Annotated in this window: 21 protein-coding genes and 1 pseudogene; 5 read left to right on the top strand and 17 right to left on the bottom strand. The window is 64.0% G+C overall.

The genetic code is table 11. The annotated features are described in order from the left end of the window. Positions 1 to 37: 37 nt before the first annotated feature. The 8 genes from HBJ55_RS01610 to ltnD all read right to left on the bottom strand — a co-directional run bounded on the left by HBJ55_RS01610 (position 38) and on the right by ltnD (position 7897). Complete coding sequence (locus HBJ55_RS01610) at positions 38 to 1312, bottom strand: TRAP transporter large permease subunit (protein ID WP_167110381.1); 1275 nt, start codon at positions 1310 to 1312, stop codon at positions 38 to 40. Next, positions 1309 to 1929: a TRAP transporter small permease gene (locus HBJ55_RS01615; RefSeq protein ID WP_167110382.1), complete on the bottom strand. Its 621-nt coding sequence runs from the start codon at positions 1927 to 1929 to the stop codon at positions 1309 to 1311. Before HBJ55_RS01615 ends, HBJ55_RS01610 begins: the two co-directional genes overlap by 4 nt. 59 nt (positions 1930 to 1988) lie before the next feature. Then, positions 1989 to 2990: a TRAP transporter substrate-binding protein gene (locus HBJ55_RS01620; protein WP_167110384.1), complete on the bottom strand. Its 1002-nt coding sequence runs from the start codon at positions 2988 to 2990 to the stop codon at positions 1989 to 1991. Between the two features lie 160 nt (positions 2991 to 3150). Then, entirely contained in the window at positions 3151 to 4116 is a 966-nt protein-coding gene (gene denD / locus HBJ55_RS01625) for a D-erythronate dehydrogenase (RefSeq protein ID WP_167110386.1), read from the bottom strand. 36 nt (positions 4117 to 4152) lie between these two features. After that, on the bottom strand, positions 4153 to 4959 hold the full coding sequence (gene otnI, locus HBJ55_RS01630) for a 2-oxo-tetronate isomerase (protein WP_167110388.1): 807 nt from the start codon (positions 4957 to 4959) through the stop codon (positions 4153 to 4155). A 49-nt stretch (positions 4960 to 5008) separates the two neighbouring features. Beyond that, positions 5009 to 5656: a 3-oxo-tetronate 4-phosphate decarboxylase gene (otnC, locus tag HBJ55_RS01635; protein ID WP_167110390.1), complete on the bottom strand. Its 648-nt coding sequence runs from the start codon at positions 5654 to 5656 to the stop codon at positions 5009 to 5011. After that, entirely contained in the window at positions 5653 to 6957 is a 1305-nt protein-coding gene (otnK, locus tag HBJ55_RS01640) for a 3-oxo-tetronate kinase (protein WP_167110392.1), read from the bottom strand. The genes otnC and otnK overlap by 4 nt, the downstream gene beginning before the upstream one ends. A gap of 1 nt (position 6958) precedes the next feature. Then, positions 6959 to 7897, bottom strand: coding sequence for an L-threonate dehydrogenase (ltnD, locus tag HBJ55_RS01645; RefSeq protein ID WP_338071949.1), 939 nt, complete (start codon positions 7895 to 7897; stop codon positions 6959 to 6961). A gap of 132 nt (positions 7898 to 8029) precedes the next feature. Between ltnD and HBJ55_RS01650 the strand changes: the two genes are divergently transcribed. From HBJ55_RS01650 to HBJ55_RS01660, 3 genes are all read left to right on the top strand, one after another. Beyond that, complete coding sequence (locus tag HBJ55_RS01650; protein ID WP_167110394.1) at positions 8030 to 9061, top strand: LacI family DNA-binding transcriptional regulator; 1032 nt, start codon at positions 8030 to 8032, stop codon at positions 9059 to 9061. A 593-nt stretch (positions 9062 to 9654) separates the two neighbouring features. Continuing rightward, positions 9655 to 10011: a hypothetical protein gene (locus tag HBJ55_RS01655; RefSeq protein WP_240935941.1), complete on the top strand. Its 357-nt coding sequence runs from the start codon at positions 9655 to 9657 to the stop codon at positions 10009 to 10011. 13 nt (positions 10012 to 10024) lie between these two features. Continuing rightward, entirely contained in the window at positions 10025 to 10366 is a 342-nt protein-coding gene (locus tag HBJ55_RS01660) for a helix-turn-helix transcriptional regulator (protein WP_167110396.1), read from the top strand. Positions 10367 to 10477: 111 nt separating this feature from the next. Here the strand turns inward: HBJ55_RS01660 and HBJ55_RS01665 are convergent, their stop codons facing one another. The 8 genes and pseudogenes from HBJ55_RS01665 to HBJ55_RS01700 all read right to left on the bottom strand — a co-directional run bounded on the left by HBJ55_RS01665 (position 10478) and on the right by HBJ55_RS01700 (position 18208). Continuing rightward, the gene (locus HBJ55_RS01665) at positions 10478 to 11269 is read right to left on the bottom strand and encodes a hypothetical protein (RefSeq protein WP_167110398.1); all 792 of its coding nucleotides are present in this window, start codon (positions 11267 to 11269) and stop codon (positions 10478 to 10480) included. Then, the gene (locus HBJ55_RS01670) at positions 11263 to 12642 is read right to left on the bottom strand and encodes an amidase (RefSeq protein WP_167110400.1); all 1380 of its coding nucleotides are present in this window, start codon (positions 12640 to 12642) and stop codon (positions 11263 to 11265) included. Before HBJ55_RS01670 ends, HBJ55_RS01665 begins: the two co-directional genes overlap by 7 nt. After that, positions 12639 to 13316: a DUF2848 domain-containing protein gene (locus tag HBJ55_RS01675; protein ID WP_167110402.1), complete on the bottom strand. Its 678-nt coding sequence runs from the start codon at positions 13314 to 13316 to the stop codon at positions 12639 to 12641. Before HBJ55_RS01675 ends, HBJ55_RS01670 begins: the two co-directional genes overlap by 4 nt. A gap of 34 nt (positions 13317 to 13350) precedes the next feature. After that, positions 13351 to 14634: pseudogene (locus tag HBJ55_RS01680) on the bottom strand (TRAP transporter large permease). Beyond that, the gene (locus tag HBJ55_RS01685) at positions 14631 to 15224 is read right to left on the bottom strand and encodes a TRAP transporter small permease subunit (protein ID WP_167110404.1); all 594 of its coding nucleotides are present in this window, start codon (positions 15222 to 15224) and stop codon (positions 14631 to 14633) included. Before HBJ55_RS01685 ends, HBJ55_RS01680 begins: the two are co-directional and overlap by 4 nt. 61 nt (positions 15225 to 15285) lie before the next feature. Next, complete coding sequence (locus tag HBJ55_RS01690; RefSeq protein ID WP_167110406.1) at positions 15286 to 16353, bottom strand: TRAP transporter substrate-binding protein; 1068 nt, start codon at positions 16351 to 16353, stop codon at positions 15286 to 15288. Between the two features lie 29 nt (positions 16354 to 16382). Continuing rightward, positions 16383 to 17201, bottom strand: coding sequence for a putative hydro-lyase (locus HBJ55_RS01695; RefSeq protein ID WP_167110408.1), 819 nt, complete (start codon positions 17199 to 17201; stop codon positions 16383 to 16385). Between the two features lie 80 nt (positions 17202 to 17281). Then, entirely contained in the window at positions 17282 to 18208 is a 927-nt protein-coding gene (locus HBJ55_RS01700; protein WP_167110410.1) for a LysR family transcriptional regulator, read from the bottom strand. Positions 18209 to 18452: 244 nt separating this feature from the next. Between HBJ55_RS01700 and HBJ55_RS01705 the strand changes: the two genes are divergently transcribed. Further along, on the top strand, positions 18453 to 18977 hold the full coding sequence (locus HBJ55_RS01705) for a DUF1269 domain-containing protein (protein WP_167110412.1): 525 nt from the start codon (positions 18453 to 18455) through the stop codon (positions 18975 to 18977). Positions 18978 to 19034: 57 nt separating this feature from the next. On the opposite strand, the gene HBJ55_RS01710 is transcribed toward HBJ55_RS01705, so the two are convergent. Then, the gene (locus HBJ55_RS01710) at positions 19035 to 19829 is read right to left on the bottom strand and encodes a glycosyltransferase family 32 protein (protein WP_167110414.1); all 795 of its coding nucleotides are present in this window, start codon (positions 19827 to 19829) and stop codon (positions 19035 to 19037) included. A 202-nt stretch (positions 19830 to 20031) separates the two neighbouring features. Here HBJ55_RS01710 and HBJ55_RS22630 point away from each other — a divergent pair, with 202 nt between their 5' ends. Then, positions 20032 to 21099 carry a glycosyltransferase gene (locus HBJ55_RS22630; protein WP_167110416.1) on the top strand — a complete coding sequence of 356 codons (1068 nt, stop codon included), beginning with the start codon at positions 20032 to 20034 and terminating at the stop codon, positions 21097 to 21099. The last annotated feature ends 23 nt before the right edge of the window (positions 21100 to 21122 follow it).

A 21122-nucleotide genomic window follows, 5' to 3' on the forward strand; every position in this document is an offset into this window, starting at 1 on the left:
GGAACTCCTGTGTCTTGCGTCAGTCCTGCGTCTTGAATCAATACAGCAGATCGACCAGCCCCAGCGAGATCCACGGCATGTAGGTGATCGCCATGAGACAGGCGAGCACCACCAGCACGAAGCGCAGCAGCCAGGGAATCAACTGGTCGATGGAGAGCTTGGCCACCGCACAGGCGGCAAACAGATTGACGCCGAGCGGTGGCGTGAACATGCCGAGGGCCAGGTTGACGACGACGATCAGGCCGAAATGCACCGGGTCGATACCGTACTGCACGGCGATCGGGGTAAAGATCGGCGCCAGCACCAGGATGGCCGCCGAGGTCTCGACGAACATGCCGACGATCAGCAGCATGACGTTGACCGCCAGCAGGAAGGTGAACGGGCTCTCGAACACCAGGCTGACCCAGTCGGCCACCTGGGACGGCAGCCCCGAGCGACTGATCAGGAAGCTGAACAGCGCCGCCGCGGAGATGATCAGCATTACCGTGGCGGTCGCCATGACGCTCTGGCGCAGGATCGGCCACAGGTCTCCGAGGCTCAGCTCGCGATAGACCAGTCCTCCGACGACCAGCGCATAGACCACCGCCACCGCCGAGGCTTCGGTAGGCGTGAAGACGCCACCGTAGATACCGCCGATGACCACCACCGGCATCAGCATCGCCGCCCAGGAACGCCGGAAAGCGGCGAGGAAGGGAACCCGGTCGTCGCGGTCACGCAGACCGTAGCCGCGCACCTTGCAGAAGAAGTAGAGGAAAACCAGCAAGGCCCCGCCGATCAGCAGCCCCGGGCCGATTCCGGCAATGAACAGGCGGCCGATGGAGGTATCGGTGCTGACCCCGTAGAGGATCAGCGGGATCGAGGGCGGAATCAGCACGCCGAGCTCGGATGACGAGGCCTGGATGGAAGCCGCCAGGGGGCGCGGGTAGTCATGCTTGACCATGGCGGGGATCAAAATCGAGCCGATGGCAAACGTCGTTGCCACACTGGAGCCCGACACCGCGGCGAACAGCATACAGGTGAGCACGCAGGTCATGGCCAGGCCGCCCTGCAAGCCGCCCACCATCGACTTGGCCAGGTCCACCAGGCGCTGGGAGATGCCGCCGGCGGCCATCAGGTTGCCGGCGAGGATGAAGAACGGGATCGCCATGAGCGGGAAGTTGTCGATACCCACGAACATCTGCTGGGGCACCATCAGCAACGGGAACCGCGTGAAGAACTCGATGCCGATGATAGACGCCAGCAGGATGGAGACGGCGATGGGTACGCCGACGGCGAAGAAGATGATCAGCGATAGACCGATGGCGAGATTCACTGTCCGGACCTCCGAGTCGGTTGAGCGGTATCGTCGCCGTTCGGCACTATCGCGGATGGCGTCGGCGTGTCGTCTGCAGTAACCGGAGGCAGCGTCTCCGCGGGGGGTGCCTCGGCCTCGACGTCGGCCAGCCCGACGGCTTCACGCCCGGTGGCCTGCGCCACCAGCCGCGCCAGCACCGCCAGCACGGAGAAGCCGGCGCCGATGGGAATGGCCGCGTAGACCCAGGAAATTGAGATACCCAGGCCCGAGAGCATCTGATTGCGGACCCTGAACGTCATAGCGGTGCCGAAGTAGACCAGCACGGCAAGAGCGACGAGGCAGCCCAGGGCGATAGCTCCCTCGAGCAGGATCAGGCGGCGCGCGGGGATCATCTTGTAGATGACTTCGACCGACATCATGTAGCCACCGCGGAAACAGGCGGCGGCAGCGAGGAACACACACCAGATCATCGACGACCGGGCCACCACCTCCGACCAGGTCGAAGGCGCGTCGAAGACGAAGCGTGTCAGTACCTGATAGAAGCCCGTGGTCACCGACACGCACAGCATCAGCACGGCCGCGGCAAGCGCCACGCGCGAGGTCGCACGTTCGAAGCGCAGGAACAGTTCCACCATGGTATTCACCTAGCGAGGGCCGCCCCCGGCAGGCACGTCGGGGGCGGCAGTGAACGCGATCAGCAGCTGCTGTTACGGATACGATCCAGCATCTCGCTGCCGTACTCGTCGGTGAAGACCTTGTAGGAAGGCTCGACGGCTTCCTGGAACTGGGACTTGTCGATGTCCTCGACCACCGTCATGCCCTTCTCCTTCAGTTCCTCGACACCTTCGGTCTCGAGCCGCGAGACCATGGCGCGAGTGGCCTCGGCCCCGGCACGGGCGGCCTCGCGGAACCAGCCCTTCTCCTCGTCGCTCAGGCCATCCCACATGATCGGCGAGGCCAGCATGATCGCCGGCGAGTAGACATGGCCGGTCAACGAGAGGCGATCCTGCACTTCCCAGAGATTGCCGGTGAGAATCACCGAAATGGGGTTCTCCTGGCCGTCGACGGTGCCCTGCTGCAAGGCGGTGAACAGCTCCGGAAAGGCCATGGGAGTGGGATGCACGTCCATCTCGCGGAAAGCCGCCATGTGCATCTCGTTTTCCATGGTGCGGATCTTCAGGCCCTTGGCGTCTTCCGGCGTCTGAACGTCACGCTGGCTGTTGGTCAGGTGACGGAAGCCGTTCTCGGTCCAGGCCAGGCCCACCAGTTCATGCTCGCCCATCTGGTCGAGCAGTTCCTGTCCAATCTCGCCATCGAGCACGCAACGTGCCTGGTCGTAATCCTCGAACAGGAACGGCAGGTCGAGCACGTAGGTCTGCGGTACGAAGTTTCCCAGCGGGCCGGTCGAGGTGACCACCATGTCGATGGTGCCGATCTGCAGCCCCTCGATCATGGCGCGTTCCCCACCCAGGGCGCCGGAGGGATGTTCCTCTACGGTGAACTCGCCTCCGCTGAGCTCCTCGAGCTTGGCGGCGAAGGCATCGATGCCCTCCGAATAGTGCGAACTGTCTGACGTGGTGTGCCCCACGGTGACGGACTGGGCGGCCAGCGCGCCCAGGCTGGTGGCGGCCAGGGCCAGGGTCGAGACACCGGCGACGGCGGCATGCAGGGCGTTGCGAGCAAAGCGCTTGGTCATTGTTATATCCCCTTGGGTGTTACGGCTTGGTGGAAATCGACGACCCTCGGTCGCCAGTACGCAACTGGTATAATGACATGATAATCACCTGTCTCTGTCAAATGCGACCATAGTCGCAGTTTGCGTGAGCCAGCCATCCGGGGAGCGGCTCTCCCCTTGCTTACCTTCCTGAATCGACGAGGAAAGCCTCGACAATTTCCTGGAAGTCTCTGTCACCTTCGAAGCCAAGCCGGTCGGCACGTCGAGTATTGAAACGGGTCGGCCAGCTGCCGACGATGGCTTGTATGCGCGCGTCCGGCTCGTGCCGAATGCGCTTCACGGCCGCCTGCCCCGCCAGCTCACGCAACGTCTCCAGCATCTCGGCAACGCTAACGGTGATGCCCGGCAGCATGAAGGCCCTGAAGCTTCCCAGCACTTCGCCAGGCACCTCGGCCCCATGCACCAGTGCCTCGACCACTTTGCGCGGCGACATCACGAAAAGGTCGAGGTCAGTCGGCACGGGACAGATCGCCTCCTCGCCGTTCAGTGGCTCACGCAGGATGCTCGAAGCGAAGCTCGAGGCCGCGGCATTGGGCCGCCCCGGTCGGATCACGATGGTCGGCAAGCGCAGCACCAGGCCATCCACCAGGCCGCGACGGCTGTAATCGTTGATCAACAGCTCGCACATCGCCTTCTGGGTGCCGTAGGAGTTCTGCGGCTGCAGGGCGGTCATGTCGTCGAGGGTCTCGGGCAGCTCGCCGCCGTAGGCCGCCACCGAGCTGGCCATGACCAGGCGAGTAGCCGAGAGACCACGGCTACGGCAGCCCTCGAGCAGAGCCCGGGTAGCGTCGAAGTTCACCGCCAGGCCCAGCTCGAGATCGGCTTCCGCGGCGGAACTCACCACCGCCGCCAAGTGATAGATGACGTCGGGCCGGCCGTCGAGCATGGCATCAAAGGCCCCGGGAGCGGTGATGTCGCGCGCCTGGGAAACGATCTCTACGCCGGCCGCTTCGGGGGCGCCGGCCTCGAGCTGGTCGATCAGGGTCAGCCGGCGGATCGGCTCACCGCGGAGCTCGCCGCGCTCGAGGAGTCGCTGGATCAGGCGATGCCCCAGAAAACCGGCCGCACCAGTGATGGCGATATGCATGGTGTCGTGCTTCCCGTGGTTGTGCTTGTGGTTGGTTCAGGGCCGCAGACCGTAGTCCCGCCCCCAGCCGAGCCCGGCGCGGGTACCTGCCGCGGGGCGATACTCGCAGCCGACCCAGCCGTCGTAGCCCAGCGCTTCCAGCCGTGTGAACAGCGCCGGGTAATGCACCTCGCCGACGTCCGGCTCGTGGCGCTGCGGCACACCGGCGATCTGCACGTGACCGATCCGCGCGAACTGCCGCTCCAGATGGCGGGTCAGATCGCCCTCCATGATCTGGCAGTGGTAAAGGTCGAACTGCAGGCGCAGGTTGGGTTCGCTCACCTCCTCCAGCACCGCCATGGCCTGGGCCTGGCGCGAGAGGAAGAAGCCGGGCATGTCGCGGGTATTGATTGGCTCGATCAGCACCTCGCGATCAAGCTTCGCTGCCTCGCGGGCGGCGTAGCGCAGGTTCGCCACATAGCTGGCGTGATGCGCGGCCCTCGCTTCTTCTCGAGCGCGGCCATCGGCATCCGCCGGCAGCAGCCCCGCCATGGCATGCACCCGGGGGCAGCCCAGCGCCTCGGCGTAGCGCAGCGCCTCCACCACCGAATCGCGGAATTCCGCCTCGCGTCCCGGCAGGCTGGCCAGGCCACGCTCACCGCCTTCCCAGTCGCCGGGGGGCAGGTTGAACAGCACCTGCTCCAGGCCGCTCTCGGCCAGCGCCGCGCGCAGCGCCTCGGGAGTACAGGCGTAGGGAAAAAGATACTCGACGCCGCGGAAGCCTGCCTCGGCCGCCGCCGCGAAGCGGTCGAGGAAATCATGCTCGGTGAACAGCATGCTGAGGTTGGCGGCCAGTCGTATCATCATCGGCTCCTACGGTGAGGGCGAGCGCAGTCAGTTTTCGGGCATGAGCCTAGTCGCGAGGAAAACGCGCCTCTAGCTCCGCTACCTGCTCGGGGGTCAGGGCTCGCGGGTTCCTGCCGTGCAGCAGCAAGTACAGCTTGGCGGTCTCCTCCAGCTCCTCGGTGGCGTAGACCGCCGCCTCCAGGCTCTTGCCGGCCACCACTGGGCCGTGGTTGGCCAGCAGCACGGCACTGTGCGCTCCCGCCAGGCCGCGCACCGCATCGCCCAGGGCCGGGTCACCGGGAATGTGATAAGGCACCAGCGGCAGCCGGCCCACGCGCATCACGTAATAGGCGGTAAGCGGTGGGATGCAGTCGCACGGGTCGATGTCGGGCAGGCAGGAGACGGCCACCGAATGGGTGGAATGCAGATGCACGATGGCCTGAGCCTGGGGGCGCTCGGCGTACATCGCCATGTGCAGGAAGTGTTCCTTGGTGGGCTTGTCGCCGTCCTGCCAGGCGCCCTGCCGGTCGAGCCGCGAGATGCGCGCCGGATCCAGCCGCCCCAGGCAGGCGTTGGTGGGCGTCATCAACCAGCCGCCGTCATCCGTGCGCACGCTGATGTTGCCGCTGGAACCCATGGTCAGGCCGCGCTCGAACAGCGACTGACCCAGCGTGGCGATCTGCTCGCGCAGGCGGGTCTCGTCATGGATGCTCATGCCTTGTCCTCCCCCGTCATTTCTTCCAGCACCGTGAAGGCGTGCGAGAAGAAATCCTCGGCGCCGAAGTTGCCCGACTTCAGCGCCAGCGACAGCGGTGCCTCACGGCCGTCGAGCGGCGCCTGGGTCCAGGGCACGCCGGGGTCGATCTGGCCACCGATCCGCAGCTGGCGAATCCCCAACGCCGAGACCACCGCGCCGGAGGTCTCGCCGCCGGCCACCACCAGGCGCCCCGCGCCCTCATCGACCAGGATTCTAGCCAGCCGCCCCAGTGCCTGTTCGACCAGCTCACCGGCACGTTCGACGCCAAGCGCAGCCTGAGCGGCCTGGACCCGCTCAGGGTCGGCGGAGGCGTAGACCAGCGCAGGGCCACCCTTGGCGAGCGCCTCGCGGGCGAAGACCAGCGCCGCCTCCAGGTGGGCGTCCCCTTCGGCAAGCGCGAGCGGGTCCAGGGCGAAACCCGGCTGACCTTCGAGAAAGCGGGCCACTTGGCCCAGTGTGGCCCTTGAACAGCTGCCCGAAAGCACCAGGGCGCTACCCGTGGCCGGTGCCAGGCGGCCCGGTTCGCTGACTTCGGCCAGCCAGCCGCGGCGGCGATACTGTTCGGGCAGCGCCTGGCCCAGTCCCGAGCCGCCGGTTACCAGGGGGTAGTCGACGACCGCTTCGGCCAGCAACGCCAGGTCGTTCTCGTCCAGGGCATCGCAGATCACGTGGCGCACCCGCTCGGCGGCCAGCGCCGCCAGATGCGCCCGGGTGGCCTCGATACCGCTGGCCAGTACCGGCCGCGCCAGCAGGCCTACCGCATGCGGCGTCTGTCGGCCCAGCACCCGCACCAGGTCGGCATCGGTCATGGGGTTGAGCGGATGATGCTGCATGCCGCACTCGTTGAGCAGGCGGTCGCCGACGAAGAGGTGGCCCTGGTAGACCGTGCGACCATTGGCGGGAAAGGCCGGCACCATCACCGTCTGACGGGCATCGAGCCGCTGCATCAAGCTATCGGCCACCGGCCCGATATTGCCGGCGTCGGTCGAGTCGAAGGTGGAGCAGTACTTGAAGAAAACCTGCCTGGCCCCCTGGGACTGCAGCCAATCGAGCGCTGCCAGCGAATCCGCCACCGCCTGCTCGGCAGGCGTGGAGCGCGACTTCAATGCCACCACCACGGCATCGACGTCGCCGAGGTCGACCCCGGCTTGCGGCACGCCGATGGTCTGCACGCAACGCATGCCGGCGCGTACCAGGTTGTTGGCCAGATCCGTGGCACCGGTGAAATCGTCGGCGATGGCGCCCAGCACGAGAGACATTTCACTCGCCCCCGGCATCGTTGGCGGCTTCGTGAAGCTCGATGCCCGACAACCGCTGGTAGACCTTGATCACCGCGGCATCGTCCTCGCGGCCGAACCCGGCGCCCCTGGCGGCGATGAACTGCTGCAGGGCAGAGGCTGCCACCGGGGTGGGCATGGCCAGCTCGCGGCCGGTCTCGTGCACCAGGTTCAGGTCCTTGACGAAGATGTCCACCGCCGAGAGCGGCGTATAGTCGCCCGCGAGGATGTGTGGCACGCGGTTCTCGAACATCCACGAGTTGCCCGCCGAGTGGGTGATCACCTCATAGACGGTCTGCGGGTTGAGTCCCAGGCGTATGCCCAGCGCCATAGCCTCGGCGGCGGTGGCGATGTGCACCCCGGCCAGCAGTTGATTGACCAGCTTCATGCTGGAGCCGACGCCGGCGGTATCGCCCAGCCGATAAACGGTAGCCGCCATGGCATCCAGCACCGGCGCGGCCCGGTCGAAGGCCGTCGGTGCGCCGGATGCCATCACCGACAACTCGCCGCTGCGCGCCTTGGCGGCCCCGCCGCTCACCGGTGCATCGAGCATGGCGAGCCCCATGGCCTCCAGGCGGGCACCGAGGTCGCGGGCGAAGGCCGGCGCCACGGTGGCACACTGGATGACCAGGCTCCCCGGCGCCATCCGGGCTGCCACGCCCTGCTCGCCGAACAGCACCGCCTCGACCTGCTCGGCATTGACCACCAGCACCACCACGATCTCGCACGCCGCCAATTCAGACGGCGTGGCGACGCTGCGCCCGCCCTCGGCCTCGAACGCCTGCCGGGCCTGGCCGGCGATATCGCAGCCCAGGATGTCCAATCCGCGCTCATGCAGGGCCAGCGCGGTGCCCCGGCCCATGGCACCCAGGCCGATGACTCCGATACGCGGGCTATCCGGGCTATTGGTTGGATGGCTCACCTGGCGCTCCTACGGTAGATGGCATCGATCGCCACGAATGAAAGTTAACTGGTAGCGCTAACATGTTAGCGCTACCATTCTTGTAGTAGATCGGGATTGAGCCAGCAAGGCCCAGGGTGCAAGGTACGACCAATGTCTAAACGCAAAGCCAACACACGCCAACGGCGCGGTTCCGCCCAGCCGACCCTCGCTCAGGTGGCCGAACTGGCCGGCGTCTCCTCCATCACCGCCTCCCGGGCGCTGAACGATCCGGAGCGCGTCAATGCGGCGACCCGCCAGCGCATCCTCGACGCCATGGAGCGCATCGGCTACGTGCCCAACCTGGTGGCCGGCAGCCTGGCCTCGGCGCGCTCACGCTTCATTGCCGTCGTCGTGCCCTCGCTTGCCAACGCCGTCTTCATTGAAGTCATCCAGGGCCTGCAGGCCACTTTCGAGGCCGCCGGCTACCAGATCCTGCTCGGCAACACCGACTATGACATCGAGCGCGAACATCAACTGGTGCGAACCTTCCTGGGCTGGTCCTGCTCGGCCCTGGTCACCGCTGGGCTCAGGCATACCCCGGCGTGCCGCGAGCTGCTCGCCGGCTGCGACCGCCCGGTCATGGAGGTAATGGAGCTGGGCGAGGCATTGGACCTGAACGTGGGCCTGGACCACGAAGAAGCGGGAAGCTGCATGGCCCGGCACTTGCTGCAGCGCGGCTACCGCGACATCGTCTACGTCGGTGCGCGCATGGGGGAGGACTACCGCGCCGCCATGCGCTATGCCGGGCATCGGGCGGCGCTCGAAGCGGCAGGCCTGGCGCCGCACCTGCTCGAGCTCGACCGGCTGGGAAGCCTCGAGGCCGGCGCCGAGGGCCTGGAGCGGGTCCGCGAGCAGTTTCCCGACGCCAAGGCGATCCACTTCGCCAACGACGACCTGGCCACGGGCGCCCTGCTCCACGCCCTGCGCCTCGGCATGCGGGTTCCCGAGGAAATCGCCATTGCGGGGTTCAATGGCCTGCCACTGGGGCAACACGTCACCCCACGATTGACCACGATACAGTCTTCCCGGCACACCATGGGACGCCTGGCCGCGGAACAGGTCCTGCGTTGCCTGGCAGGGGAAGAGGTCGAGGCGCGCCGGCAGGATGTCGGCTTCACGCTGCTCGAGGGTGAAAGCACCTGAGTCGGGCATCACTCAAACCGGACAGGCTCGCGAGAAGCACCGACCGATCAGGGCTGGCTGGCACGAAATGGGGTGTGTGAAGCGAAAGTCAGGAGGATGAAGCAGGACGATAAAGCAGGAGGAAAACGAGACAGGACCCTCCCTGGTCCTTGGCAGCGTGTGCCTATCAGCGGATATAAGCTGCGATAGCGTCGTGGGCCGCTTGCTGAGCCAAAGCGTGGGAGACCCAGTGGTTCAGTACTTCACACGCAAGATCCGCGTTAACTTGTGTAGACATGAGGTTTCTCCTGTGTGACATCCAGAAACATCATGCCGGAGCTTTGTCGACATTTCATTAGGGTGAAGAAACTTTGCCCTCGAAGGCTAAAGATACGCTGCTGTATGTCACGAATCGTGCTTTTGTACCGAACAGGCGCATGGAAAATGCTTCCATAACTTTTCTGATGCATTTATCTCCCATAGCCAACCTCAGGTTGCACTCCTGGAGGCCACCGGATGAACGAGCAATATAATGCTCATTTTTAGGCCATACTCAAAAAAATGAGCAACAAAGTACTCAGAAGTAACGAGACAGACTATTATTGGGCATAATCATGCACATCTCGCATGCAGCTTACGCGGCACTGATCAAGCGCCCCGAAGGCATCTGGCATGCTCCGGTATACGACTTCGCCCCGATGAAGGCCGACCCCGAAGGGGTCACACGCACCACACGCTGGGGCTCGCCCTTCGAAGAAGGAGGTGAGTACGATTGGATCGCCATCGCCCAAGCACTGGATCACCTCGCATCGTCGGAGCGCACACTAACAACCCTCCGTGCCACCGCGACCCGCCTCATCGGGTTACGGGATCGCCTGGCGGAGCGTGGTGTGCCGAAGCGCATACTCGACATGCCCGCCGTCGGCCTGGGCTCGTTGGAAACGCGACTGACACGCTGGGGGCTGATTTGAACGGGAAGCTGACATGAAGAAGCGCACACTGTCACCGGAGGCGCGCGAGCAGGCGCTGCTGGCCATCGTTCAAGCATTGATCAAGGGCGAGATTGACGAAGGCCAAGCACTGCGGCGGCTGCGCCGCGATGCGCTCGGGCTCTCGCAGCAGGCTTACGCCGACCTGGTCGATGTCAGCCGGCGCACCCTGTCTGACATGGAACAAGGCAAGGGAAACGTCTCGCTGGCGGTCATGAACCGTGTATTTCGGCCACTGGGGCTGAGGGTCGGCCTGCTGCCGCGCCAGCCCGCGCTGCTGGAGAGAGCCATCGCCCTCGAAAATGGTGAGACTCGGTCTTCTACTCCCAGCGAGTAGCCATGCTCTACGAGATCCCGGCTACCCCAGCCTGATCGGGAACCTACTGCGGAGCTTAACTAATATTTCTTAAAAAATGGTGTGGAATTAGTTAAAGCTCTTCGCAGGTGCTCAAGGGGAAAGCACTGACCGGGCCCGCCACCGGCTCAGCATGAAGAGCGCCATACTGACGCCGATGGAGGCCAGTAGCGCCAAGAGAAAAGTGACCATGGGAGGCGCCGAACCGACCATAAGCGCCGTGACGACAGCGAAGGCGACCAGGCTCAACATGCCATGCTGGGCCACGGATACCGTGCAGCGGGCGACCTCGGCCCCGTAGCGCTGATGCAGCGTCCAGCCGATGGTGAACAGCCCCACGGGAAAGCCCACCAGCACACCGGACAGCACCGGCCCCGAGCGTGCGGCAAGCGTGGTCGCCACGCCCACCACGAGCCCCGCCAGCAGGCCGCGCAACAGCAGATCGAACCAACCCGAACGGGCCACCACGACAGACTGCTTCAGGTCGAGCGCGCGCCGGATTCCCTCGGCCATTGCCAATACAGCGACGTACAGCAGCACCGCGGCCCAGATGCCTCCAGGCAGCAGCGAGAACAGGAAGGCTGCCGGAATCCAGCAGAGGGTCGCCAGGCCAAGGCTGCCCGGCGCCCCAAGCCTGGCGGCGGTGACGACATAGCAGCTGCTGAACAGCAGGGTCGCCACCAGCGCATGCAGGGTCGAGAGCACCGCCGAACGGACGAACTCGGCGCTCTGCTCCTGCAACATAAAGAAGTAGCCGGGCCCCAGCACGATGGGCGTCCCGGCAAGAATTCCACCCAGGCGGGGGCCAAGCCTGGCCACCGTCACGGAAACGCCTATTACCACCAGCGCGGTAGCCAGCAGCTTGGTCAGCAGTACGCTCAGCATGAGAGGCGCAGTGCGTCCTCCATGGCCTGTCCCAGGCGCAGCAGCGTATCGTCCTGGCCATTGCGGCCCACCAGCATGATGCCGCTGGGCAGCTCGCCCCCGGCATGGCTGGGCAGAGTGATTGCACACAGATCCAGCAGGTTGGCTACGGTCGGGTTGCGCAGCACCAGCAAGTTGAGCCGCGCGTACCCTTCATCGCCCTCCAGCTCCTGTATGCGAGGCGGCACGATCGGTACCGTGGGCGAAAGCAGGCCATCGTAGCCTTGCAGCCACGCATCCGCCTCGCACATCCGTACCTGCCGGCGCCTACGGAGCTCGAGGTAATCGGCAGCCGAGATGTTAGCGCCCTTCTCGATCCGCGATCGCACCCGAGGGTCGTAGCTCCCGGCATGCTCTGCCAACCACTCACGATGCAGAAAATAGCTCTCGGCTGCCGTGAACCCGCCGCCCTCCATCAGCTCCGACAGTGCACCAAGCACCGGCACGGGCGCCTCGACGATCACCGCCCCGGCCGCACGCAGCTGGCGCAGGCTCCGGTCGAAGGCCTGCGCCACCGTGTCATCCATACCATCGAGCATGTAGGTTTCGGGCACCACGAAGCGGCGCCCACGCAGATCGTAGGCCGCCAAGGAGCGATAGGTGCGCCCCGACAGCACAGCGTCCAGGCGGGCACAGCAGGCCACGCTGCGGGCGATGGGGCCGATCGAATCCAGGCTGTCCGAGAGCGGGAACGCCCCTTCGCGGGGAATGCGACGCTGCGAAGGCTTGAACCCCACCAGGCCGCAGAAGGCCGCGGGAATACGCACCGAGCCGCCGGTATCGGTGCCGATTGCTGCCGCCGCCATCCCTTGGGCCACGGCCACCGCGGAACCTGACGAGGAGCCGCCGGGGATACGCCCCGGCGCCAGCGGGTTGTCCGGCGTGCCGAAATGCGGGTTCAACCCCAGGCCGGAATAGGCGAACTCGGTCATGTTGGTATGCCCGGCGATCACCGCCCCGGCCCGACGCAGCCGCGTGGCGATGCAGGCATCCCCAACGGCCGGCTCACTCCACCAGCGCGAGCCGGCATGAGACACTTCGCCGGCCACGTCGAACAGCGCCTTGAGCGCTATCGGCAGGCCGGCGAGCTCGCCCACGGGCACGCCGGCCCGGCGCAGTGCATCCGCCGCCTCGGCCTCGGCGCATGCGGTCTGATCGAAACGAGCCGTATACACCCGTGCCTCGGGATCGTCCTTCTCGTCGCCGTTGACCCAGCAGGCCTCGAGCAGCGTTCTGGCTTGAAACTTGCCCTCCTCCAGGTCATCGATGAGCTGACGAAGCGTGAGCCCAGCGGAGAGTTCAGTGGCAAGCGTCAAAGTATCCTGTGTCTTCATGCGACCACCGGTAGCGTCTTGATGTGATAATGGTGCACGAGCTCCCGCCCCCTGACCGGATCCGTCAGCACCACGCGAAACGCATCGGCAGCGCGTACCTCGCCCCTGACCGGCAAGGTACCGCAGAGCATCGCCTGCCCCGGCGCCAGACGCGCCTCGTCGAGCCCGAAGCGGCGCAGCAGCTCCGCAGGGTGGAGCAAGCCCGTCACCCCGCCCTGCTGGTAGACCACCTCCCGCCCTTCGATCGTAGCGTACGACACCATCTGCAAATCGTCCCAATGGTCGAGCACGCTCCCCAGGCGCCACACCTTGCGGCTGACCGGCTTGGCACAGACCTGCTTGGAGTGCGCCACCGACCAGGCTTCCGCCTCGCGATCGGTATGGTCGGAACCGATGCCTACCAGCGTGCCCTGCGGCGTACCGATCAGCACGACCTCCACCTCCCCGCTCGTAGCCTCGCCGAGCACCTGGATCGTTCGTGCGGTCGTCAACTGGTTGGCAGCGACGCGGTAGAACAACGGCGTTGCCGAGGGCGGCCTCACGCCGATCGCCCTGAGTTCTTCGATATGCTCATCGATGGCTGCCTGCTCGCGCCCGGCCCACCCGGCGATGATCAGCTCCTGAATATCGACCTTCAGGGCCTTGTCGGTCTCCGACACATGGAAAATCGTCATTCTCTGGCTCCGTTGACACTTGTCGTTGGATCGTTCAATTCAGCACGCCGGGTAGATAGAGGGCGACGGCCGGGAACAACACGAGCACCACGGCCATCAGCAGCATGATGCCGACATAGGGAATGGCGCCGACCATCACGTCATTGAACGATCCCCCCTGGCGCACGCCCTGCACCACATAGAGATTGAGGCCGACGGGCGGCGTGATCAGCGCCATCTCGATCAGCAGAATCAGCAGGATGCCGAACCACACCGGGTCGAACCCCAGCCCGATCATGATCGGCGCCACGATGGGAATCGTGATCACCATGAGCGAGAGCGTCTCGATGAAAAAACCGAGCACGATATAGAGGCCGATCACCATCAGCAGCGTGGCATAGGGCCCGAGGCCAGCGGTCTCGAGAAAGGTCCTCAGCTCCCGCGTGATGCCGGCCGACGCCAGCACGAAGTTGAGGAAGTACGAAGCGATGATGATCAACATGATCATTCCCGTCGTTCGCATCGTGCCGTCCAGGGCTTCGACAATGATCGCCAGCGACAACTTGCGCATGGCCACGGCGATCAGCAGTGCCCCGATGACCCCGAGCGAAGCGGCCTCGGTGGGTGTCGCCCAGCCGGCATAGATCGACCCCACCACGACGCCGAACAGCAGCAACACGGGCACCAGATGGCGCAGCCCCGAGAAACGCTCCCGCCAGCTATGGCGGCTGCTGGGCCCGCCCAGGCTGGGCCGCCATAGGCAGATCAGCGCCGTGCCCAGGATGAACAGCAGCGCCAGCAACAAGCCCGGCAGCAGCCCCGCGGCAAACAGCCGGGGAATGGAGGTTTCCGTCAGGAACCCTTAAACGATCAGGTTGATGGAGGGCGGGATCATGATGCCCAGGGTGCCGCCGGCAGCGATCGAGCCTGTGAACAGGCGCGGGTCGTACTTCATCTCCTTGCCCTGGGGGATCGCCACGGTACCGATGGTCGCCGCAGTGGCCACGCTGGAACCGGAAGTGGCCGAAAACAGCGTGGCAGTACCGATGTTGGCATGCAGCAGACCGCCCGGCAGCCACGACAGCCAGCTCTCCAGCGCCCGGTAGGTCCCCTTGGCGATACCGGTACGCACCAGGATCTCCCCCAGCAGGATGAAGAGCGGAATCGCGATCAGCAGAAAGCTGTCCGAAGCCGACCACAGGACATCGCCCAGGGCCCTGACCAGAGGGAAAGGAGAAAAGAATTCGTCGAGAAACAGGCCGAGCGCGATGAGCGTGGCGGCCACCGGCACGCTCAGCACCAATAGCAGCAGCAGAACCAGCAAAGCCATCAGGATCATGAGGCGTATTCCTTGTTCTCTTCCAGCTGCTCATCCAGCGTGGGGCTCCCGGCCAGTTGCTGAACGCGCCCAGTGTCGCCATTCAGCAGCGCGAGCAACACACGCAGCAACACCAGGCCGACCGCCAGAGCGAACCAGGCCAGCCCAAGCAGCCACAGCGCCTGGGGTATCCAGATCGGCGTTCCCAAAGGGGTATTGGCCCGCGCCCCGCCGGCGTAGGAACTTGCGGCGATGTCGAATGCCGCTCCGACCACCAGGACGCAGAAGAGCGCCATCGCCAGCAGCGCCAACAGGTCCAGCACGCCGCGAATGCGAATCGGCAGGTTCACGTAGAGGGCATCGATACGAATGTGCGCCTTTTGCATCAGGGTGTAGGCAAACGCCCAACTGGAGCTGATCGCCATGATGTAGCCGGTGAGTTCCGTGGCATGCACCGCCGACCGCCCCGTCAGGCGGCGAGACAGCACCTCCACCGTTACCATGGCCACCGTCAGAAGAATCAGTACGCCACCGGCACGCGCCAGCCATAGCGACCCCACCCGCACGATGCCCAGCGCACGGTCGAGCCCATCATTTACCCGCTGAAACATAACGTTCTCCGAGGCGGGCCGGGTCATGCCCAGCCCGCCGGTAACGGTCAAGTCCAGTTAGCTAGCGAGACGCGCTCAAGCCAGTGACTTCACCCACGGTCTCGTTCCAGCGGTCCACCCATTCCTGGTCGACACGGCCGGCCCAGTTGGGCAGCAGGGTTTCCTCGAGGTGGCGCGAGACCTCCTGGAAGTCCTCGTCGGTCGCTTCCACCAGCACCATGTCGCCCGGCTCCCCACGCGAGCAGTCGCCATCTCCGGTCAGGCAGGCGATGCCTTCGCGGGTCTCTTCCACTGCCGACTCCCACACGGGCACCTCGTAGTTCTCGCGAATCTCCTCCAGCAGCCACTCCTGGGTATCGCTGGAGAGCGAGTCCCACTTGTTGCCGTTCATGGCCGTTGCCACGTGGTCCCAACCGCCGACGGGGAGCGGATAGAGGTGCGTCGACACCTCATGCCAGCCGGAGCTGTAGCCGGAAAGCGAACCGGTCACCGCACAGTCGATCACGCCCCGCTGCAGGGCGCCGGGCACCTCACTGAAGCTGAGGGTGATACCCTCGGCACCGAGGGCCTCGAGAAACTCGGCGGTGGTGCGTCCACTGGCGCGAACCTTCTTGCCGGCAAGATCGCCCAGCCCATCGATTTCGGCGTTACAGAACACCATCTGTGACGGATAGGGCACCACCGCGAGGAGTTGCGCCCCCGAAAAGCGCTCGGCAAAGGCGTCCGCCAATACCGGACGGTAGGCCTCGGCCACTTCACGCGCCGTTTCCACATCCGGCGCAATCATCGGCATGTCGAGCCCTTCGAGCTCGGGGGCGTCCTGAACGGCATAATCGGCCACGGTGGAACCCACCTCCACCACGTCGCGGGCCATCAGGCGGTAGACCTCGCCCCCGTCGAGCCCCATCTGGTCGAAGGTCGTCACCTCCGTGGTAATACGCCCCTCGGAGGCTTCCGGCAGGTGTTTCTCCCAAAAGGGACGTTCGAAATTCTGGAACAGCGAAAGGCTGCTCCAGCTACCCACATAGGAAAGGCTAGTCTGATCCAGCTCCTGAGCAGCCGCCTGCCCTGCCGAAACGCATAGACCAGCCGCGATGGCTGAGACGAGACTTGTTCTTGTAGTCAGCATGGTTTCCTCACTTATCTGCGTCGTGATGGTTATAGTAGGGCCAGCTCACTGTCGGGAATGTCGGTCACCAGCATGTGGCCCGGGCTGTGGGTAATGGCGAATTCGATACCGGCATTCATCAGAACCTGCTGAGGCGTTACCCCGCAGGCCCAAAAAACCGGTAACTCACCCTCACCCACCGATACCGCTTCCCCGAAGTCCGGGGAGCGCATGTCCGCAATTCCAATTCGAGAAGGGTCGCCCAGGTGCACCGGGGCACCATGCGCCTGGGGAAAGCGTGTCGTGATCTGGATGGCACGAATGGCGTCAGTAGCCTTCATCGGGCGCATCGACACCACCAGGTTGCCAGCGAAGCCCCCTGCGGCCACCAGAGGAAGCGAGGTTCGGTACATGGGTACGTTGCGCCCCTCCTCGATGTGCCGAACCGGCACCCCGGCCTGCCGCAGGGCATGCTCGAAGGTAAACGAACACCCCAGCGCGAAGGTCACGAGGTCGTCGCGCCACTCCGCATCGACGTGGCTGACAGTTGCCTGTAGATGGCCCTCGCGGAAGATGCGATAGGCGGGAACGTCGCAAGCGATATCGAGATCGCTACCGAGCGTGGCGCAACTGCGTGCGCCCGGCTCGCTGACGGCTAGCAAGGGGCAAGGTTTCGGGTTCGCCTGGCAGAATCGCAAAAAGCCATTTGCCTGCGGCTCGGGAAGGATGACGAGATTGGCTTGCACGAAGCCATAGGCCAGCCCAGCAGTGGGCGCCTGCAAGCGGCCCTCTCGCGCCGCCCTGCGAACCTCGGCAGGAGAAGAATGGGCCGTAGGAAGAATGGAATCGTCCGGGCGGGGAGTCGTCATCGATCGACCTCACTGACGTTTCCCTTCAGTTAAGGCAGAAGCGATGATTAATACAAATCGAAATTAAGTATCACAATTGATCAGGTTTTTGGATCAGTCGCGACATCAGAATGGCGAGAGGGCCGAAACCCTCCACGAGAAGCGGTTTGCAGCGAAAGCTCTGCCACCGCCCTCACCACGTTGGCACCGGGGGCCGTACTGTAGGCCACGTTGAAGGCCAGATCGGGCAGTGCTGCCTCGACGCTGAATTGTCGAAGCGTGCCGCTCTCGAGTTCCTGGGAGACGATTTCACGGGGCAGCGCACTCACCCCAATCCCATCCAACGCCATGCGGATGATGGTCGAGAGCGAAGAACTGGAATGGATTCGTGTGGAGTGGTTCATCGGGTCGACGAGGGAGCGAATCACGGTATACGGCTCGCTGCGACGCGGGTAGGTGATGATCGGCCACTTGGCCAGCTCCGCGAGGGTAACTGGCCCCGTGGGTATCGCCAGTTTCGGGCTCGCCACCCAGACCAGCGAATAGCGACACAAGTCCTCGTTCGTGAAACCAGGCTGATTTACCTTTCCCATCAGGAAGGCAATGTCGATGTCATGGTTGGCCAACTTGTCGGCCAGATTGACCGAAATATCGATATCCAGCTCCAGATTGATAGCCGGATAGGCCTCGCTGACTCGCTCGATCAAACGCGGCAGCCACGTATAGGCGATGGTTTCCGCCACGCCGAGGCGAATGCTGCCCTGCAGGCATTCCGCCTTGGCCACGACCTGCAACATCTCACCGTGTAGATGCAGCAGCCTCTCGGCGTAGGCGAGCAGCTCGCGGCCCTTCGCCGTCAGCACCACGCGGCGGCCGGTTCGCTCGAACAGCTCGACCCCCAACTCATCCTCCAGCCCCGAAATCCGGGCGGAAACGGAGGGCTGCGACGTATAGAGACGCTGCGCCGCGGCACGAAAGCTGCCCAGACGCGCTATCCAGACGAACGTCTCCAGGCTGCGAAAATTCATGGTATCTCCACTGATTTCAGGCTGCTTCGCTGGAGTTTGCCTCAGCGTTCCGGGTGGGAGAAGGACTGCACCGACAAATACCGCGGCCAGGGCAAGCAAGCCCGACAATTCGCGGTGCAGGGGTAATAAGCCCCCTGCCAGGCAGTGGATCCTGGCAAGGCTCGCCGCATGGCTGCTACACCTACCTGTATAGGCAACACGAAGAGGGAAAATACGCAGGGGCCCTGGAGCCAGGGAGGACACGATGCAACGCCTGTACTTTCTGATACCCGACAAGGAGACCACGACCGACATCGTCAACGAACTGAACATGATGGGGTTGGCCAAGGACAATCTGCACGTCATGGGCAAGGACTGGATCCCCCTGGAAAAGGAGGGAGTACCGATCGCCACCCTGGTTCAGACGAGCGATGTCGTCAACGCCTCGAAGCGAGGCGCCATCGTCGGGGCCGTACTAGGCTTGGTGCTGGGCCTGATCGCGCACTACGTCCTGATCGATACGAATATCGTCTGGATGGCCATCGGTGTGGCGATCTTCGGTGCGCTGTTCGGCGTCTGGGCCAGCACGATGGTCGGCGTCTCCGTACGCGACATCAAGGTCAGCAAGTACGACAAAGCGATCAAACGTGGCGCCATGCTGCTGATCATCGACGTACCCGACGAACGGGAAAACGATTTCAAGGCGGTAATCAAGCGCCACCACCCCGAAGTGGTCATAGAAAAGGTGAGCAGCCAGGAGCGGAAACAACATGTAGGCGAGGGCCACTGACTCAACCGGCCTGGCCCTAGCCCGCTCCGGAGAACCGCTCATTAGGTGGCTTTCACCCTACTCCGCTGCTTCGCGCTTACGCACTACATCGATCTTGTGCTGTTCCTTCGTCCATTTGCCCTGGGGCTTGTCGATGTACTGGAAGTATTCGTTGGTGAAATTGCCCTGGTTGCAGGTGGTGCGGTAGGAAGCCGTGGGAACCTCGTGGATCGATAGCATTTTGTTGAACACCCCCGGCCCCGTCAGCTCGAAAACCTTCTTGCCGGAGTCGCTCTCGATGTTCGTGTAGATGGCTTCGGCGATTCGCTCGATATTCGGGTTGTTCGGCTTGCTGGCGATAAAGTAGTTGCTGAGCTCATTCCGCCGAGTGGTGACGTATAGCTCCTCCATGTCCGGCTTGACAATGCGCCCCAGCGGCCAGACCACGTGAGCATCGATATCCAGGTAGACCCCGCCATGCGTGTGCAGCACCAGCACACGCCAGAAATCGGCCTGGGCCGCCCCCACCTGCAATCGGGAGTAGGCCTCGAAGATCTCCGGGGTGTAATTTTCCCGAATGAAATCCGCCCTTGCCTCGGTGATCATGAAGCGATGCTCGTAGCTCGGTGCCATCAACCGGTTGAACAGATAATTGAGGTAGACCGGCAGCGTCGCCTTGTCGGTGAAGTTGGTCTGCCAAATGATGCGGGGCACTGCGGACGATTGGCGGGACCGCCACCAGGGTGCGGCACGCTCGGGGATGGTGAATCGCTTGTCGGGGAAGAGTGCATGAAAGGCGTAGGCGCCTAGCTTGGTTACGTTGGCCAGCAGTTTGACGATTCTGGCAAAGGCCAGCACAACCAGCTTCCTCATCGGGTTCCCCTAAACGAAACGTCACACATGATGCGCTGCGCCAATCGGCCTACGCTCTCGAGTCGTACAGCAACGAGGCCCACCCGGGTCGACCCCAGACGGACCTACCTGAGACAGGATCGTGGGTGCTCAGTTCAAACATTGTCCCTTTCTCTGTGATAGCCTCTCGCCTGAGTATCAGCCGTCAGCCAAAGGAACGTCAGTGGCCCATAAACGCTTCGCCTTCGTCATCGAGGATCTCTACGGTGGCGGCGCCCAGAAGTCGCTGCTCTATACTGCCGACCAGTTACGCCAGCGGGGCCACGAGGTGATCGTCTTCACCCTGCGGGAGCTGATCGAGCATCGTATTCCCGAAGGGCTCCACATCGAGAACCTGGGTGTGGTCACGCAGTTCACCAAGGCCACCTCCACGGTTCTCACCGAGAAGTGGCAGGCGAAGCGGATCGACAAGGCGTTGAGAAAGTGGAAGCCCGACGTTGTGATCTCCTGCTCCTGCGACAAGATTACGCGTCACCTGCACCATCCGAACCTCTATTTCTGGGTGAAATCCGACATTACGGCCAAGTTCAACGACGCCAGGAAGCGGGAACGCGCTTTTGACAAAGCACGGCGCTTTTACAACGGGAGACAAGTCATTGCCGTCTCCCAAGGGGTCAAAGAGAACCTCGAGAACGTCGTGTCTCTCCAGGCCGAGAGGATTATCCCCATCTACAACCCCTACGAGCGCGAGCCCTTCGTGGCAATGGCCGCCGAGCCGGCCGAATTGCCGAAGGGCGCATACTTCCTGTGCGTGGCGGCGCTGGAGCCTCGCAAGCGTCATGACCGCTTGCTGCGCGCCTACGCAGAGAGCGGCATCGACACGCCATTGATCATCATGGGCAAGGGCAAGCCGGAACACGAAGCTGCCATTCGCCAGCAGGTCGTTGACCTAGGGCTCGAGAATCGCGTCATCATGGCCGGCTACCATCGCAATCCCTACCCTTGGCTCGCCCAAGCCAAAGCGGTGGTTCTGACATCCGATGCCGAGGGCTTGCCACGGGTGCTCATCGAGGCTCTACTGCTGCATACCCCCGTGATCAGCACCGATTGCCCTAGCGGGCCGCGGGAAATACTGACCGGAACCCTTGCCGACTTTCTGGTGGCGCCTGAAGACGAAAAAGGCCTGGCCGATGCGATCAAGCGCATGGACCAGGCCCCTGTCGTGATCGAAGAAGGCCACTACCGGCAATTCCTCAAGGAAACGGTGCTGCCCCAATTCGAGGCATTGTGAATTTGAGGCCCAGTAATCAGGAC

Origin of the sequence: Billgrantia bachuensis (assembly GCF_011742165.1) — a bacterium.
GTDB lineage: Bacteria > Pseudomonadota > Gammaproteobacteria > Pseudomonadales > Halomonadaceae > Halomonas > Halomonas bachuensis.

Coding starts and splice junctions, on each gene's coding strand:
- HBJ55_RS01615 (WP_167110382.1), bottom strand. CDS start 1,929: ATGGTGGAACTGTTCCTGCGCTTCGAACGTGCGACCTCGCGCGTGGCG.
- HBJ55_RS01620 (WP_167110384.1), bottom strand. CDS start 2,990: ATGACCAAGCGCTTTGCTCGCAACGCCCTGCATGCCGCCGTCGCCGGT.
- denD (WP_167110386.1), bottom strand. CDS start 4,116: ATGCATATCGCCATCACTGGTGCGGCCGGTTTTCTGGGGCATCGCCTG.
- otnI (WP_167110388.1), bottom strand. CDS start 4,959: ATGATACGACTGGCCGCCAACCTCAGCATGCTGTTCACCGAGCATGAT.
- otnC (WP_167110390.1), bottom strand. CDS start 5,656: ATGAGCATCCATGACGAGACCCGCCTGCGCGAGCAGATCGCCACGCTG.
- otnK (WP_167110392.1), bottom strand. CDS start 6,957: ATGTCTCTCGTGCTGGGCGCCATCGCCGACGATTTCACCGGTGCCACG.
- HBJ55_RS01650 (WP_167110394.1), top strand. CDS start 8,030: ATGTCTAAACGCAAAGCCAACACACGCCAACGGCGCGGTTCCGCCCAG.
- HBJ55_RS01655 (WP_240935941.1), top strand. CDS start 9,655: ATGCACATCTCGCATGCAGCTTACGCGGCACTGATCAAGCGCCCCGAA.
- HBJ55_RS01660 (WP_167110396.1), top strand. CDS start 10,025: ATGAAGAAGCGCACACTGTCACCGGAGGCGCGCGAGCAGGCGCTGCTG.
- HBJ55_RS01665 (WP_167110398.1), bottom strand. CDS start 11,269: ATGCTGAGCGTACTGCTGACCAAGCTGCTGGCTACCGCGCTGGTGGTA.
- HBJ55_RS01670 (WP_167110400.1), bottom strand. CDS start 12,642: ATGAAGACACAGGATACTTTGACGCTTGCCACTGAACTCTCCGCTGGG.
- HBJ55_RS01675 (WP_167110402.1), bottom strand. CDS start 13,316: ATGACGATTTTCCATGTGTCGGAGACCGACAAGGCCCTGAAGGTCGAT.
- HBJ55_RS01685 (WP_167110404.1), bottom strand. CDS start 15,224: ATGTTTCAGCGGGTAAATGATGGGCTCGACCGTGCGCTGGGCATCGTG.
- HBJ55_RS01690 (WP_167110406.1), bottom strand. CDS start 16,353: ATGCTGACTACAAGAACAAGTCTCGTCTCAGCCATCGCGGCTGGTCTA.
- HBJ55_RS01695 (WP_167110408.1), bottom strand. CDS start 17,201: ATGACGACTCCCCGCCCGGACGATTCCATTCTTCCTACGGCCCATTCT.
- HBJ55_RS01700 (WP_167110410.1), bottom strand. CDS start 18,208: ATGAATTTTCGCAGCCTGGAGACGTTCGTCTGGATAGCGCGTCTGGGC.
- HBJ55_RS01705 (WP_167110412.1), top strand. CDS start 18,453: ATGCAACGCCTGTACTTTCTGATACCCGACAAGGAGACCACGACCGAC.
- HBJ55_RS01710 (WP_167110414.1), bottom strand. CDS start 19,829: ATGAGGAAGCTGGTTGTGCTGGCCTTTGCCAGAATCGTCAAACTGCTG.